Source organism: Nitrosovibrio sp. Nv4 (assembly GCF_900215485.1).
Lineage (GTDB): Bacteria > Pseudomonadota > Gammaproteobacteria > Burkholderiales > Nitrosomonadaceae > Nitrosospira.
Genome location: NZ_OCMZ01000001.1, coordinates 181,940 through 197,396, shown reverse-complemented (window position 1 = coordinate 197,396; position 15,457 = coordinate 181,940). Strand labels below are relative to the sequence as shown.

The window sequence follows — 15,457 nt, the reverse complement described above, 5'->3', positions numbered from 1 at the left end:
TTATTAACTGATGATCTATCAGCAGGATATCGGAAACCAGAAGGCGCTGCCCCATTTTGATCAGTCCCTGATCTGGTCCGCAATACTGTTGTTGAGCCTGGGGCTGGTGATGGTTTATTCAGCTTCCATCTCGATTGCCGAGGCAGGGCGGAGCACCAACGGTTACGCAGCTTATTTTGTTGTTCGGCACGGTGTCTATTTAATTGCGGGTTTGCTGGCAGGTTTGATTGCATTTCAGGTACCGATGCAGATGTGGCAGAAGTACTCGTTCCACCTGTTTTTAATTGGCGTGTGTTTGCTGGCGCTGGTGCTGATTCCCGGAATAGGCCACGAAGTCAACGGCAGCCGACGCTGGATATCGTTGAGGGTCGCAAACTTTCAACCCTCGGAGTTCATGAAATTGTTCATGGTGATTTACGTCGCCAACTATACGGTCCGTAAAGCAGCTTATCTGGGAAGTTTTCGTAAAGGTTTTCTTCCCATGCTGGTCGTCATGCTGATTGTGGGCGTGCTGCTATTGCTTGAGCCGGACTTCGGTTCATTCGTTGTTATCACTGCCATTGCAATGGCGATACTGTTTTTGGGAGGAATAAACCTGAAACTGTTCACCGGGTTAATCGGTTTTGTGATGGTCGGCCTATTGGCGCTGGTCTGGATTGAACCCTACCGCATGCAGCGTTTCCTCGGATTCATGGATCCATGGGAAGACCCCTATGGAAAAGGATACCAGTTGAGCCATGCCCTGATTGCGTTCGGGCGAGGTGAATGGCTGGGCGTCGGTCTGGGCGGCAGCGTGGAAAAGCTTTTTTACCTACCCGAAGCGCATACCGATTTTCTGCTTGCCGTCATTGCAGAGGAACTTGGTTTCGCAGGGGTCATAACGGTTGTGGCGCTTTTTGCGTGGCTGGTGATACGCGCCTTCATCATAGGCCGTCAGGCGGCCATGCGGGAACGGCATTTTCCCGCCTTGGTGGCACAAGGTATCGGGGTATGGCTGGGCGTGCAGGCCTTTATCAACATGGGTGTGAATATGGGGGTGCTGCCGACGAAAGGATTGACGCTCCCGCTGATGAGTTTCGGTGGCAGCAGTATTGTTGCCAGCTGTATCACGCTGGCGGTGCTGTTGCGGGCGGATTGGGAGAACCGGCAACTGATGAAGGGTTATGCAGCATGAAAGCTGACGGAAATATGAACCTCAAGCCGGGATGTTAACTTGATCCATACCATTCTTATTATGGCGGGCGGAACTGGGGGGCATGTATTTCCCGGGCTGGCGGTCGCAGAGTATATGAAGACTGCGGGATGGCGCGTGGTGTGGCTGGGAACGGAGGGAGGAATGGAAACAACACTTGCGCCCCGGCAAGGGCATGACCTGGAGATTATCCGTTTTTCCGGTTTGCGCGGGAAGAGCGTTCGCACCTGGCTATTGTTACCGCTGCGCCTGTTACTCGCATTCTGGCAAAGCGCGAAAGTGATACTCAGGGTGCATCCCGACGTGGTGCTGGGTATGGGCGGTTACCCGGCCTTCCCCGGCGGCATGATGGCCTCGTTGCTGGCTAAGCCATTACTGATACACGAGCAGAATTCGATTCCGGGTCTGGCCAACAGGACATTGGCGAAACTCGCTGACAAAGTTTTACTGGGTTTTCCTGAAGCGATCAAAAACGGTAAACGGGTTGTGTTTTCCGGTAATCCGGTACGTCGTGAAATCACCTTGCTGGAGGCGCCGGAAAAAAGATACGCCATCCGGACCGGACCATTGAAGTTGCTGGTGGTAGGCGGCAGCCTGGGCGCTCAGGCGCTGAATACCATCGTGCCGCAGGCAATGAAGCAGATTCCGGAAAAGCTGCGGCCGTTAGTGACGCACCAGGCCGGAACAAAGCACCTGGAGGCGCTGCGAAAAAATTATGCGGAGGTGGAAGTGAAAGGCGAGCTGGTTACCTTCATTGACAACATGGCTGCCCAGTACGCGGATTGCGATCTGGTGATCTGCCGGGCCGGAGCGCTGACGATTGCTGAGCTTAGCGCAGCTGGTGTGGCGAGTATCCTGGTGCCTTATCCCTATGCGGTGGATGATCATCAGACATGCAATGCTAAATTTCTAAGTGAGAGGAATGCGGCAGTATTGCTACCGCAAAACGAACTGACCCCGGAACGCCTGGCGGGATTGCTGATGGGGCTCAGTCGCGAACAACTGACGGAAATGGCAATTCGAGCCCGCGAACTGGCCAAACCGGATGCGACCAGACTGGTGGCGGAAGCGTGCATGGCGATGCTAAAGCATAAAAATGGAAGCGCTGATGAATAACGTCGCCGTTCTTCAATCGTGCTGCTGCGCTTCACATTTTGCAAATTGCAGATATGAAACATAAAGTCAAACGAGTTCATTTTGTCGGCATCGGCGGTTCAGGTATGAGCGGAATCGCGGAAGTGCTGCTCAATCTCGGGTACGAGGTTAGTGGCTCGGACTTGTCCAGTACTGTCATTACCCGCCGTTTGAAGAAACTGGGGGCGACTATTCATGTTGGGCATGCGAAAAGCCATGTGGCATCGGCTGACGCAGTCGTAACCTCGACGGCGATCCAGGCAGACAACCCGGAAGTCATGGCGGCACGGGAGGGTAATGTTCCCGTCGTCCCGCGCGCCATCATGTTGGCGGAACTGCTGCGGCTGCGCCAGGGAATCGCCATTGCGGGCACCCATGGCAAGACCACGACCACCAGCCTGATCGCCAGCATTTTGGCCGAAGCGGACATGGATCCGACATTTGTTATCGGCGGCAGATTGGAGGCGGCCGGTTCTCACGCCAAGCTGGGCCGTGGCGAATTCATCGTGGTGGAGGCCGACGAATCCGACGCCTCGTTTCTCTATTTGCAGCCCGTGCTCGCGGTGGTGACCAATATAGACGTCGATCACATGGAGACTTACGCTCACGATTTCAGCAAGCTCAAACAGGCATTCGTCGATTTTGTGCAGCACCTGCCTTTTTACGGCATGGCGGTATTGTGCGTGGATGATGCAAGCGTGCGCGAAATCATGCCGGCTATTACCAAGCCCATCACCACGTACGGCTTATCGGATACCGCTCAGGTCCGTGCCGCCGATATTCGGCACAACGAAGGACAAATGCATTTTACCGCGTTGGTCGGCGTTAACGGCAAGACTCGCAAGCTTAAAATCATGCTTAATCTGCCCGGATTGCATAACGTGCAAAATGCGCTCGCTGCGATCGCCGTATGCAATGAAGTGGGTCTGCCGGATACTGCAATAGTTCGGGCACTGGCCGGCTTCAGGGGTGTTGATCGGCGTTTTCAGCGCTATGGCGAAATCGAATTGGCGGCCAGTGAAAGCGGCAGGGATGGAAAATTCACGCTGATCGATGACTACGGCCATCATCCGGTGGAGATGGCGGCCACTATCGCAGCGGCGCGCGGCGCATTTCCCGAACGCAGGCTGGTACTTGCGTTTCAGCCGCATCGCTACACACGTACGCGCGATTTGTTCGAGGATTTTGTCAAGGTGTTATCGACCGTGGATGTGCTGCTATTGACCGAGGTTTATCCCGCGGGAGAAGCGCCTCTGATTGCTGCCGACAGCAAGGCGCTTGCGCGTGCGCTGAGAGTGCTGGGCAAGATCGAGCCAATTTTTGTCGAGGCTGTGGACGAGCTGCCCGCCGCCATCCATGGCGTGGCGCAAGCCAATGACGTAGTACTGATAATGGGGGCGGGATCGGTGGGCGGGGTGGCGCCCAGTCTTTCCAAAGGAATTGAAGGTTGAGTATATAGGCCTTGCAATCGAAGGAAGAGTAAAAACTGCCGATTTCGTTGCAGAGAATGGTTGTTCAACAGGATTCACAAATGGATATGTCGGAAATTGCGCTAACCCATGGCCTGCATTCCCTTCGGGGCGAAATGCACGTGAATCAGCCAATGCAAAAATACACATCCTGGCGCGCAGGCGGAGCGGCCGAGCGTGTCTATCTGCCGGCCGGTTTGGCTGATCTTGCCGGATTTCTACGCAGCTTGCCAGAGGATGAGCCGGTGCAAGTAGTGGGGCTCGGCAGTAATCTGCTGGTGCGCGACGGAGGTGTGCGCGGCACGGTGGTGATATTGCATGCACGGCTTAACGACCTGCTGCTGGCACAACAGGATAAAGGTGAAGGTGGCGCACTGGTCTACGCTGGAGCCGGGGTGGCTTGCGCGAAGGTGGCGCGATTCGCCGCAATGCACGGTATGGCTGGTGCCGAGTTTTTAGCGGGTATCCCTGGAACAGTGGGGGGGGCACTGGCGATGAATGCAGGTTGCTACGGTGCTGAAACCTGGGAAATTGCCGAGCGAGTGCAAACACTCGACCGTGCAGGGAAACTACGTGAACGTGGGATCGGCGATTACGAGATTGGCTATCGGCATGTGAAATTGAAGGCCGAGGCGCGTGCCCGTGCCGAGGAGAAGAAAACCGGAAATTTCCCGAATGAGGAATGGTTTGTAGGCGGGTATTTCAAGTTGAAGAGCGGCGACGAAGCGGAGTCGCGTCAAAAGATCAAGGATCTGCTTGCTCGCCGTATCAACAGCCAGCCTTTGAACCTGCCCAATGCCGGCTCCGTGTTCCGCAATCCGCCGGGAGATTGGGCAGCACGGCTGATCGAGTCGTGCGGGCTGAAGGGTTTGCGGATTGGCGGCGCAATGGTTTCGCCCAAGCATGCAAATTTTATCGTCAATATCGGCGCCGCCACCGCTGCAGACATCGAAGCGGTGATCATGGCGGTGCGTAAAACAGTGAAAGAACAAACCGGAGTTGAATTGCAGCCGGAAGTGCGAATTATCGGCGTCGCCCGGGAACCGGGCCAGGGATGATCAATATTTTGAGAAATCACGATTTTGGCAAAGTCGCAGTTCTCCTGGGGGGACGCTCCGCCGAGCGTGAGATTTCGCTCAAAAGCGGCAAAGCGGTGCTTGATGCGCTACGGCGGGGAGGCGTTGACGCCCATCCATTTGATCCATCCGAACAACCCATGGAGGCGTTGCTGCAGCAGGGATTCAACCGGGCTCATATTGCCCTGCATGGGCGCTACGGGGAAGACGGCACAGTGCAAGGGGCACTGGAACTGATGGAATTGCCTTATACGGGCAGCGGCGTATTGGCAAGCGCGTTGGCAATGGATAAATGGCGAACAAAATTGCTGTGGCAGGCGACAGGAATCAATACACCACGCTCGATTCTGCTCGATGAGCAGAGCGATTTTGACGGAGTGGCGGAAGAGTTGGGCCTGCCACTGATTGTCAAGCCGTCGCGAGAAGGGTCGACCATCGGTTTGAGTAAGATAACCAATGCAAGGGAATTGCCTGCAGCGTGGCGGTTGGCCGCCCGACACGACGCAATGGTGCTGGCGGAGCAATATATCGAGGGAACGGAGGTTACCGTCGCCATCCTCGGCGAAACGACGCTGCCTTTGGTGCGGATTCAGACCGAGAGCGGTTTGTACGACTACGAAGCTAAATATGTTTCCGACAACACGCGCTATTTCTGCCCAAGTGGCCTGTCCCCAGCGCAAGAGCACCCGATACAGGCGCAAGCATTGCAGGCGCATAAAGTTTTGGGTTGTGAGGGATGGGGAAGAGTGGACGCGATACTGGATAAATCCGGCAAGCCCTATTTTCTTGAGACCAACACGTCACCAGGCATGACCAGCCACAGTCTCGTACCAATGGCGGCAAGCGCCGCCGGAATATCATTTGACGATCTGGTATTGCGTATTCTGGAACTGGCCCATGTGGGATAACCACCAGACGCTGGACTTCCTGTCGAGCTGGCTGTTTGTGGTGGCTGTGTTGATAGCCGGGTGCCTCATCAGCCAGTGGGCGATTAATCTGCCGGTTTTTCCGCTACAGGAAATGACTGTCCGCGGTAGCGGTGATGGTGGCCGACTGAGGCATGTGACGCGCGAACAGATCGATAACGTAGTGCGCAGCGAAATAATGGGAAATTTTCTTACAGTTGATCTGGAAGCGACCCGTAAAGCATTCAGCAAGCTGCCCTGGGTGCGCGCGGCCAGCGTGCGGCGTACGTGGCCGAAGGGGCTGGACGTTACGCTTGAGGAACATGTGGCCCGGGCACGCTGGGGCAGTGACGCGCTCGTGGGCACCCGCGGCGAAATTTTCAATGCTGCCTCCAACGAGAAATTGCCGGTATTTGAAGGTCCGATGGAAAATTCAGGTGAAATGGTCAGGCAGTATGCCGCGTTCAGCAAATTGCTGCGTCGGCTGCAACAGAACATCGAGCAGATAAGCCTTTCCCCACGTGGCGCCTGGCGAATCCGCCTGGAAAACGGGGCCGTGCTGGAACTCGGACGCGAACAGATGGAGCCGCGGCTGGCGCGCTATGTACTGGTGCATGAGCGAAGTGTTGCGCAATTGAATCAGCGACTGAGTTATGTGGATTTGCGTTATCCCGACGGTTTCGCTGCGCGATAAACGATGCGATGCGGGCAAGCAGAACAGGATGGGTTTTAAAAAAATATCGTGGGATCAAGGACTGGTAAGGGTAGATGAATAGAAGTAGTGAAACCAAAAATCTGATCGTGGGCCTCGATATCGGCACATCAAAAATTGTTGCCATTGTGGCGGAGGTAAAGCCCGAGGGTGGATATGAGGTGATCGGGATGGGCAGCAACCCTTCGCGCGGTCTGAAGAAGGGCGTGGTCGTCAATATCGAGACAACGGTCAGCGCCATTCAGCGCGCGCTGGAAGAAGCGGAGTTGATGGCTGACTGCAAGATTCGCGAGGTTTATACCGGTATTGCCGGTAGCCATATCAAGAGTTTCAATTCGCACGGAATGGTTGCGATCAAGGATAAGGAAGTGTCCCGGCTGGATGTGGAGCGAGTGATGGAAACCGCCAAGGCGGTGAACATTCTGAACGATCAACAGGTTCTTCATGTCCTCAACCAGGAATTCATCATCGACGGACAGGAGGATGTGCGCGAGCCCATCGGCATGAGCGGCATACGGCTTGAAGTCAAAGTGCACATCGTTACAGGCGCCGTATCCGCGGCGCAGAATATCATGAAGTGCGTGCGCCGCTGCGGGCTCGAAGTACGCGACCTGGTGCTGCAACCGCTGGCTTCGGCAATGGCAGTGTTGTCGGATGACGAAAAAGATCTGGGAGTTTGCCTGGTGGATATCGGCGGAGGCACGACCGACATCGCGGTATTCACTCATGGCGCTATCCGGCACACTGCCGTCATTCCGATAGCTGGGGACCAGATTACCAACGATATCGCCATGGCGCTTCGTACCCCTACCAAGGATGCCGAAGACATAAAATGCCGCTACGGTTGCGCGCTGCGCGGTATGGCCGACCCGCACGAAATGGTGGAAGTGGCCGGCGTGGGCGACCGCGGAACACGGCAGCTTTCAAGACAGACGCTGGCAGAGGTAATCGAACCCAGAGTGGAGGAGCTTTACTCCCTGGTGCAGGCTGAACTGCGCCGCAGCGGTTTCGAGGAATTGCTGTCGTCCGGCATCGTCATTACCGGCGGCAGCAGCTCCCTGCAAGGGATGGTGGAACTGGGCGAAGAGATATTCCACATGCCGGTGAGGCTGGGTCTCCCGCACTATCGCGGCAGCCTGGAAGAAGTTGTGGTCTCGCCGCGATGCGCTACGGGCGTCGGTTTGATTCTGGCCGGCATGCAGCAGCTTCAACGGCAACAACACACCAGGTTGCAGGGAAATTCGTTCAAGCGGATTTTGGAAAGGATGAAAAGCTGGTTTCAGGTCAATTTTTGAGCTTGATTTTCAAGTGTTCCGGGAGTGACAGAATGCTGCTTTTCGACAATGTGCGAGATGGCGGCAACGTTCAGAAGCGGAAGGTCGTAACAGAATAACTGCTTGGTTGTTTCAATTCATTAAGGAGAAGCGCTATGTTCGAAATCATGGACACACAAACACAGGAAGCCGTTATCAAAGTCATTGGCGTGGGTGGTTGCGGGGGTAATGCCGTGGATCACATGATCCTGAACGGGGTGCAAGGTGTTGAATTCATTTGCGCCAACACCGATGCACAGGCCTTGAAGCGCAATCAGGCACGTACTCTGCTGCAAATGGGCTCGGCCATCACCAAGGGATTGGGTGCAGGTGCGGATCCTGAAGTCGGACGCAACGCGGCACTGGAAGATCGGGACCGAATTGCCGAAATGATCGAAGGCGCAGATATGTTGTTTATCACCGCGGGAATGGGCGGCGGCACCGGAACGGGCGCCGCGCCGGTGGTAGCGCAGGTAGCCAAGGAAATGGGCATTCTTACCGTCGCGGTCGTTACCAAGCCCTTTTCTTTTGAAGGCAGGCGCCTTAAGGCGGCTCAGGCGGGAATGGAAGCGCTGTCGCAATACGTCGATTCGTTGATCGTGATTCCCAACGACAAACTGATGATGGTCCTGGGTGAAGACATCAGCATGCTGGATGCATTCAAGGCCGCCAACAACGTGTTATACGGTGCGGTTGCGGGCATTGCAGAAGTAATTAACTGCCCAGGCCTTGTCAACGTAGATTTTGCCGATGTAAAAACAGTGATGTCGGAAATGGGTATGGCAATGATGGGTTCCGCATTTGCGTCCGGTGCGGACCGCGCGCGCGCGGCGGCGGAGCAGGCGGTCGCAAGCCCGCTGCTGGAGGATGTGAATCTCTCCGGCGCGCGAGGAATACTGGTCAACATTACCGCCAGTTCAGCCATGAAGATGCGTGAAGTACACGAAGTGATGAGTACCATCAAGGATTTTACCGCCGAAGACGCGACGGTGATAGTCGGCACGGTGATCGACGAAGACATGGAGGAAAACCTGCGTGTTACCATGGTTGCAACGGGACTTGGCGGTGTCGTTAACCGCATGCAGCCCAAACCGCTAAGTGTTATCCACACCCGCAACGGGACTGATAATATGACGGATGGGATTAACTGGAAGGATCTGGATGCTCCTGCAGCGATCCGCACGAACAGACGGCGGGATGCGACCGTCGAGGCCATGAAACAATCAGGAGTGGATGTGCTGGATATTCCGGCATTCCTGAGAAAACAAGCGGATTAAGCATCCGTCATGAATAGATCAATTGAAGCCTCGTGAGGACGATTCTTCGGAGGTAAGGCCTGATATTCAGCGGCTGGCTTAGCGGCGTTTGTCCTGAATCAAGGAACGGAGACAGCGGCTATCATCAGCGTTCGGCGGCAGGCGTGCCCGCCGTTTCCTCGCGCAAACCGGAAATTTCACGCCTTGCCATTCTGCCTGCCCGCCGGTTCGCTCTCCAACTCATTGGCTATTGCTACACCTGCCCTGTGTCCTATATGCATTCATGGATTACCTGGATCGTGGCGGTTCTTTTGGAATGCTGCCATTTTCTGTTTTTTTCAGCAGCGATTCGATAGCAGTTTTTAAAGGCGATCGGGGTAATTCCGCGGCCAGGCCATTCAGACTTTCTACGCCAACTTTGCCTATTCGCGGTTTTTTTTTGGATAGCTCACTCCCGGGAAAATTACGGTAATTCGCTTGCACAGTAATTCGAATTGCAGTAACCTCTGAGCCCATCGCCTGAAATTTTAATAATAATGAAGGCAGTGTTTGTCTTAGTTTTGCTGCAATTGCACCATTATTTGCGCAGATTGTCAGGTTTCCCTCCGAAAATGCGCCTAAAGCGCAATGTTGAGCGAGTTGAGGCGGGACGATTCTCGTGAATACCTGTTGCATTGCAACTAACTCTTCCATATAACTGAATAAGCGTTGATGCTCCGGCGCCAGCCTCAGAGCTTCAAGGTAGAAATTGATCTTGCGCGCGGTCATGGGGGTCATGGCTGAACGATAATTAAGGGAATGAGATGAATATTATTCTAATTTCCAACAAGTTGCCAAAAGCGAAAACCCTGACTTTAACCGGCACGCATCTTGTGCTTCTGGCGGTCGGATTCTTTTTAGCTTCCATGTTAATGGCGATGGGACTGAATTATCTTTCCCTGCGCTATGCGGACAAGATTGACAGTCCCTCCCTGCGGTCGTTGATTTTAAGCGTACAGCAGGAAGAGCATGAAAAATCACAGTCGTATTTGCGCGATAGCCTTAATGCCATGGCTGTCAGAATGGGTCAGATGCAGGCGCAACTGCTGCGCCTCGACTCGGTCGGCGCCCGTCTGGCAGAGTTATCCGGTATCAAACCCCAGGAATTTCTATTCAATCAAAATCCGGGCCAGGGAGGAACGGTGGCCACTCTGCCGTCCCAGGATATGTCGTTTGTGGAGTTTAACAATAAAATCCAGGAGTTGTCGATCATGCTGGATGATCGTACCGACAAGCTCGGCGCATTGGATTCGTTGTTGATGCAGGACAGGCTCAAGAAAAAAATGCTCCCGTCCGTGATGCCCGTTAATACAAAGTGGTACTCCTCCGGTTTCGGCGTGCGCATCGATCCTTTTTCTGGAAAGCGCGTTTTCCACGAAGGAGTCGATTTTACCGCCTCAACAGGAACGCCAATTGTGGCCGCAGCGGGAGGAGTGGTAGTGTATTCCGATTTCCATCCCGAATATGGTAATATGATTGATGTAGACCATGGCAATGATTTCGTCAGCCGCTATGCTCATGCTTCCAAGCGCCTGGTTAAACTGGGCCAGGTGGTGGTGCGGGGACAGAAGATTGCGGAAGTGGGCAGTACTGGCCGTTCTACCGGCCCGCATTTGCATTTCGAAGTGAGGCACAGGGGCTCGCCGCAAAATCCATCCCGGTTCCTGAAGATGCCCGGTTGAGCCGGATTAATACACTGCGGAGGGGTGAGGCGAAAAACCTCACCCCTTATTTTTTGGACGGTCGCTTAATAGAATTGTCGGGATTTCATGCTGAACAATCTGCTCAAGAAAGTCTTCGGAAGCCGTAACGATAGGCTGATCAAACAGTATTTCCAGGCTGTCGCAACCATCAACGCGCTAGAGGCGAAGATTACGCCGCTTACCGACGCCGATCTACGCGCCAAAACCGAAGAGTTCAAACAACGTATTGCTGATGGAGCTACCCTCGATGCATTGCTGCCCGAGGCGTTTGCCGTAGTACGCGAAGCCGCCAGGCGCGTGCTTGGCATGCGTCATTTCGATGTGCAAATGATCGGCGGCATGGTGCTGCACAGCGGCAAGATTGCTGAAATGCGAACTGGCGAAGGCAAAACGTTGATGGCGACGTTGCCCGCATATCTCAACGCGCTAGTCGGCAAGGGAGTTCACCTCGTTACCGTGAATGATTATCTGGCAAAACGGGATGCGGAGTGGATGGGGCGTATTTATCAATTCCTCGGTATCAGCGTAGGGGTTATTCTTTCACAGATGGACCACGGCGAGAAGCAGTCTGCTTATGGTGCCGACATAACCTATGGCACCAATAACGAATACGGTTTTGACTACTTGCGCGACAATATGGTCAATCATCCCGCTGAGCGGGTGCAGCGCGCGCTCAACTATGCCATCGTCGACGAAGTAGACTCCATTCTGATTGACGAGGCACGTACGCCCTTGATTATCTCCGGGCAGGCTGAAGGCAACACCGAGGTTTATGTGCGCATGAACGCGCTGATTCCGAAGCTGGTCCGTCAGGAAACAGAGAAAAGCCCGGGTGATTTCAGCGTGGACGAAAAAGCTCAGCAGGTGCTGTTGAGCGAGGCTGGTTTCGAGCATGCGGAAAAACTGCTTGTCGAGAGCGGTTTGCTTTCCCCCGGAACCAGCCTTTACGATCCCGCCAATATCAACCTCGTCCATCATCTGTACGCTGGTTTGCGCGCTCACGCATTATTTCTCCGCGACCAGCACTACGTGGTACAGAACGGCGAAGTGGTCATAGTCGACGAATTTACGGGGCGGCTCATGTCGGGCAGGCGCTGGTCCGAAGGACTGCATCAGGCAGTGGAAGCGAAGGAGGGCGTTCCGATCCAGAAAGAGAATCAGACGCTCGCCTCGATTACTTTCCAGAACTATTTCCGGATGTACGAAAAACTGAGTGGGATGACGGGGACGGCTGATACCGAGGCTTACGAGTTTCAGCAAATTTACGGCCTGGAAACGGTGATCATCCCAACGCATCGCCCCATGATCCGCATTGATCGAATGGATCAGGTCTTTCGAACCATGGGTGAAAAGAACCGCGCCATCATCGAGGATATCAAAGACTGTTACCAAAGGGGACAGCCTGTTCTGGTTGGAACAACTTCTATTGAGAACAATGAGTTACTGTCCGAGTTGCTGACTCGGGAGAAGCTGTCGCACCAGGTGCTGAATGCCAAGCAGCACGCAAGCGAAGCGGAGATCGTCGCCCAGGCCGGGCGTCCAAAAATGATCACCATCGCAACCAATATGGCAGGGCGGGGTACCGACATCGTGCTGGGCGGAAATCAGGAACCTGAGCTTGAGCGTGTCCGCTTAGACGAAAACCTTAGCGAGCCGGCCAAACTTGAGCGTATTGCGGAATTACAGGAGCAGTGGAAGCTGCTGCACGACGAGGTGCTGAAACACGGGGGTTTACATATTATCGGCACAGAGCGGCATGAATCCCGCCGGGTGGATAATCAGTTGCGTGGGCGCTCCGGCCGACAAGGCGATCCTGGGTCCAGCCGTTTCTATCTCTCCCTCGAAGATCCGCTTCTGCGCATCTTCGCATCCGATCGCGTAGCAGGCATCATGCAGAAGCTCAACATGCCGGAGGGCGAGGCCATTGAGCACCCATGGGTTACCCGCGCCATTGAAAATGCCCAGCGCAAGGTCGAAGCTCGCAACTTCGACATACGTAAGCAATTGCTGGAATACGATGATGTCGCCAATGATCAGCGCAAGGTAATTTATCAGCAACGTACGGAACTTCTTGAGTCGCAGGATATTTCAGAGACGATTACCGCAATGCGCGACGACGTTCTGGGCAGTCTTGTTGGCCTCTACATTCCGGCACAGAGTGTCGAGGAGCAGTGGGATATACCGGGACTGGAGAAGGCATTGACCGCCGAATACCAGCTGTCATTGCCATTACAGGAGTGGCTGGAGAAGGAGCCCGATTTACACGAGGAAAGCCTCCATCAGCGCATTACCGCGGCTGCGCGTGAACATTACTCGGAAAAGGTCGATCAGGTCGGAGTGAATGTCATGCATCAGTACGAGCGTGCTGTCATGCTGCAAAGCCTCGATACCCACTGGCGCGAGCACTTGGCAGCGCTGGATCATCTGCGGCAGGGTATCCATTTGCGCGGGTACGCACAGAAAAATCCAAAACAGGAGTACAAGCGAGAGGCTTTTGAATTGTTTACTTCCATGCTCGAGGAGATCAAGGCAGAGGTTACCAGAATAGTCCTGACCGTACAGATAAGGAGTCAGCAACAGGTGGAAGAGGTGGCGGAAACACAGCGTCCACCTGTCAATGTTCAGTATCATCACGCGGCTTTCGAAGAGGTACTGGGCGAAGAGGAACACCCGGAAGACAGCGAAATGGCAGAAGAAACGCAAGATCGTCAACCGAAGCATCAACCGTTTGTGCGTCAGGGCGAGAAGATCGGACGCAACGATCCGTGTCCCTGCGGGTCAGGAAAAAAGTATAAGCAATGTCATGGCAAGCTCAGCTAGACAGGGTTCACATCCACATCGGATTGCGATATTTTCCGGCAATTGACGAGATGCCCCAGCCTCATGATTTGTTTTTGCACAAAGAGCGAGGAAAGGGAGACTTTCACGGCTATTGACTTTTGCAGCCGCCGACTACGAGGTTATTTCGGCAAGCGACCGAGTCGCTGTGTTAACGAGCGAAGTGAACATCTTTTCCTGTTTGGGCCATCCTTTGTTGAATGTCATTGGCAACTTTCGCAGGGCTTAGGCACTCCAAGAGATTTTCCCGCAACAACTCCAGGGAGGTGAAGATGAGTAAGCTAGAGCGCAATATCGATGGCTTGGACAAAATCACGGAGGGTAATGGACCTGGCCCAAGACTGATGGGCGCCAACTGGCCCATAGGAATGAATATTTACAATCCAAAAGGCGAAAAACTCGGTAATATCAAAGAGGTCATGCTTGATGTTGAAGCCGGCAGCGTTGCCTATGCAGTGTTATCCTTCGGAGGGTTTCTCGGCATCGCCGACAAACTTTTCGCTGTGCCGTGGAACGCATTGACGCTGAAGCTGGAAACTCTGGATAAACGTTTCATACTCGATGCAGAGAAGGAACGCCTGGAATCGGCACCGGGATTCGACAAGGACAACTGGCCGGATATGGCTGACCAGTCCTGGATCGACCAGATTCATTCCTACTATGAGACCAGGCATTACATGGATAACAGGAGCGATTAGATTACATTCTTGCCGGCTAAACATTGCCGGCTAACCAATCGCTTTAGTTACCACGGCCAAGGGACCGAGTGCCAAACGCATACTGACTGCAAGGAGCTAGTGGTGCTCCAGAACTGTAAAAACAAGTTGTAGAGGACCAGGTTCAGGCACTCCTTGCGCTATTTTGCGCGTTTCTGAAAATATTCATCGTAACGGAAAATATAGTCCTTGTCCGTGAGCGGCAGATGACACGCTCGGCAGGTTGTGTAATCGTCCGGCGCCTTGGTTTTTCCATCACCCATATACATTGCATATACCCAGTCGCCATTCTTGAGTTCCGGCGGCGTAACGTTTTCACCCCAGCCCGGACCCTTGCCCATTACCCCTATTTTTAACAATTCACCTTTGACAAGTTTGCCGTCGGGGCCTTTCAGCAGTGTGCCATCGGCTGCTTCACGCGCCTTGTAAATTTCCATCACAGTAATAGTCCCGTGGGGAAAATCTTCGCCCATTTTGGTGCTATGTCCGATGGGATTGATATATATCTCCCGGACTTGCTTGGTGTCTGTCCGTTGTATATCGGACAAAAATTTTGGCCAGCTCTTGTAATTCACCGGCACCGACAATTCTCCATCCGCAACTTTCTCGACCTGGGGGGTTGGAGGCCGCTGCGCGCATCCCACCAACGCTGTAACCAGCACTGCAGTAATAATCCCGCTTGTAATCCGTTTCATCTTATTTTCTCCTATTGTCGAGCGATGCTAAACATTCACCGTAATCGGCCTTACTGGATATTCCACCAGCTTGAACTGTAAACGATTACCAGGAATTCTTGATCACCTCGGTTCGACTCGAAAAATTACGACGCCGGACCGTGAATTTGACGAGGATAAGCGATGTGTGCTCTCTCGTATACTAACTTCCGAAAGGGGTTGTTGCAAGAGTAACCAGCAATCAAAGTGAATCCTCGAACGCTGGCAGGAATGACGTCGGCCTACAGCATCAAAGCGCTTTTGGGCCATTCCACTGGAGAGATATATGGTGATGCAGGCGGCCTCTCGCACTTCTGCACCCAGAGCCTCGCTGCAGCAACGTGAAGCAGGAAAAGCCACCCGATTCGCCGTATCGGTCGTTCGTCATAAT

The 15,457-nt window shown here is 54.0% G+C and carries 13 protein-coding genes; 11 read left to right on the top strand and 2 right to left on the bottom strand.

The genetic code is table 11. The features are described from left to right. Positions 1-10 precede the first annotated feature (10 nt). The 8 genes from ftsW to ftsZ all read left to right on the top strand — a co-directional run bounded on the left by ftsW (position 11) and on the right by ftsZ (position 9,078). The gene (gene ftsW, locus CRO05_RS00870) at positions 11-1,174 is read left to right on the top strand and encodes a putative lipid II flippase FtsW (RefSeq protein WP_097065419.1); all 1,164 of its coding nucleotides are present in this window, start codon (positions 11-13) and stop codon (positions 1,172-1,174) included. Positions 1,175-1,216: 42 nt separating this feature from the next. Then, the gene (gene murG / locus CRO05_RS00865; RefSeq protein WP_369831607.1) at positions 1,217-2,308 is read left to right on the top strand and encodes an undecaprenyldiphospho-muramoylpentapeptide beta-N-acetylglucosaminyltransferase; all 1,092 of its coding nucleotides are present in this window, start codon (positions 1,217-1,219) and stop codon (positions 2,306-2,308) included. Positions 2,309-2,361: 53 nt separating this feature from the next. After that, positions 2,362-3,777, top strand: a complete 1,416-nt coding sequence (murC, locus tag CRO05_RS00860) for a UDP-N-acetylmuramate--L-alanine ligase (RefSeq protein ID WP_097065418.1) — start codon at positions 2,362-2,364, stop codon at positions 3,775-3,777. 80 nt (positions 3,778-3,857) lie between these two features. After that, positions 3,858-4,853: a UDP-N-acetylmuramate dehydrogenase gene (gene murB / locus CRO05_RS00855; RefSeq protein ID WP_097066581.1), complete on the top strand. Its 996-nt coding sequence runs from the start codon at positions 3,858-3,860 to the stop codon at positions 4,851-4,853. After that, the gene (locus tag CRO05_RS00850; RefSeq protein ID WP_097065417.1) at positions 4,850-5,779 is read left to right on the top strand and encodes a D-alanine--D-alanine ligase; all 930 of its coding nucleotides are present in this window, start codon (positions 4,850-4,852) and stop codon (positions 5,777-5,779) included. Before murB ends, CRO05_RS00850 begins: the two co-directional genes overlap by 4 nt. Continuing rightward, positions 5,769-6,470, top strand: a complete 702-nt coding sequence (locus CRO05_RS00845) for a cell division protein FtsQ/DivIB (protein WP_097065416.1) — start codon at positions 5,769-5,771, stop codon at positions 6,468-6,470. Before CRO05_RS00850 ends, CRO05_RS00845 begins: the two co-directional genes overlap by 11 nt. A 74-nt stretch (positions 6,471-6,544) precedes the next feature. Continuing rightward, positions 6,545-7,783: a cell division protein FtsA gene (gene ftsA, locus CRO05_RS00840; protein ID WP_097065415.1), complete on the top strand. Its 1,239-nt coding sequence runs from the start codon at positions 6,545-6,547 to the stop codon at positions 7,781-7,783. 134 nt (positions 7,784-7,917) lie between these two features. Beyond that, positions 7,918-9,078 carry a cell division protein FtsZ gene (gene ftsZ, locus CRO05_RS00835; protein ID WP_097065414.1) on the top strand — a complete coding sequence of 387 codons (1,161 nt, stop codon included), beginning with the start codon at positions 7,918-7,920 and terminating at the stop codon, positions 9,076-9,078. A 267-nt stretch (positions 9,079-9,345) separates the two neighbouring features. On the opposite strand, the gene CRO05_RS00830 is transcribed toward ftsZ, so the two are convergent. Further along, positions 9,346-9,825, bottom strand: a complete 480-nt coding sequence (locus CRO05_RS00830; RefSeq protein WP_097066580.1) for a DUF721 domain-containing protein — start codon at positions 9,823-9,825, stop codon at positions 9,346-9,348. Positions 9,826-9,860: 35 nt separating this feature from the next. Between CRO05_RS00830 and CRO05_RS00825 the strand changes: the two genes are divergently transcribed. The 3 genes from CRO05_RS00825 to CRO05_RS00815 all read left to right on the top strand — a co-directional run bounded on the left by CRO05_RS00825 (position 9,861) and on the right by CRO05_RS00815 (position 14,335). Further along, positions 9,861-10,778 (top strand): M23 family metallopeptidase, encoded by a 918-nt coding sequence (locus CRO05_RS00825; protein WP_097065413.1) that lies wholly within the window; start codon positions 9,861-9,863, stop codon positions 10,776-10,778. A gap of 87 nt (positions 10,779-10,865) precedes the next feature. Further along, positions 10,866-13,619 carry a preprotein translocase subunit SecA gene (gene secA, locus CRO05_RS00820; protein WP_097065412.1) on the top strand — a complete coding sequence of 918 codons (2,754 nt, stop codon included), beginning with the start codon at positions 10,866-10,868 and terminating at the stop codon, positions 13,617-13,619. 290 nt (positions 13,620-13,909) lie between these two features. Then, positions 13,910-14,335, top strand: a complete 426-nt coding sequence (locus CRO05_RS00815; RefSeq protein WP_097065411.1) for a PRC-barrel domain-containing protein — start codon at positions 13,910-13,912, stop codon at positions 14,333-14,335. Between the two features lie 158 nt (positions 14,336-14,493). Here CRO05_RS00815 and CRO05_RS00810 read toward each other — a convergent pair whose 3' ends face one another. Continuing rightward, positions 14,494-15,048: a cytochrome P460 family protein gene (locus CRO05_RS00810; protein ID WP_097065410.1), complete on the bottom strand. Its 555-nt coding sequence runs from the start codon at positions 15,046-15,048 to the stop codon at positions 14,494-14,496. Positions 15,049-15,457 lie beyond the last annotated feature (409 nt).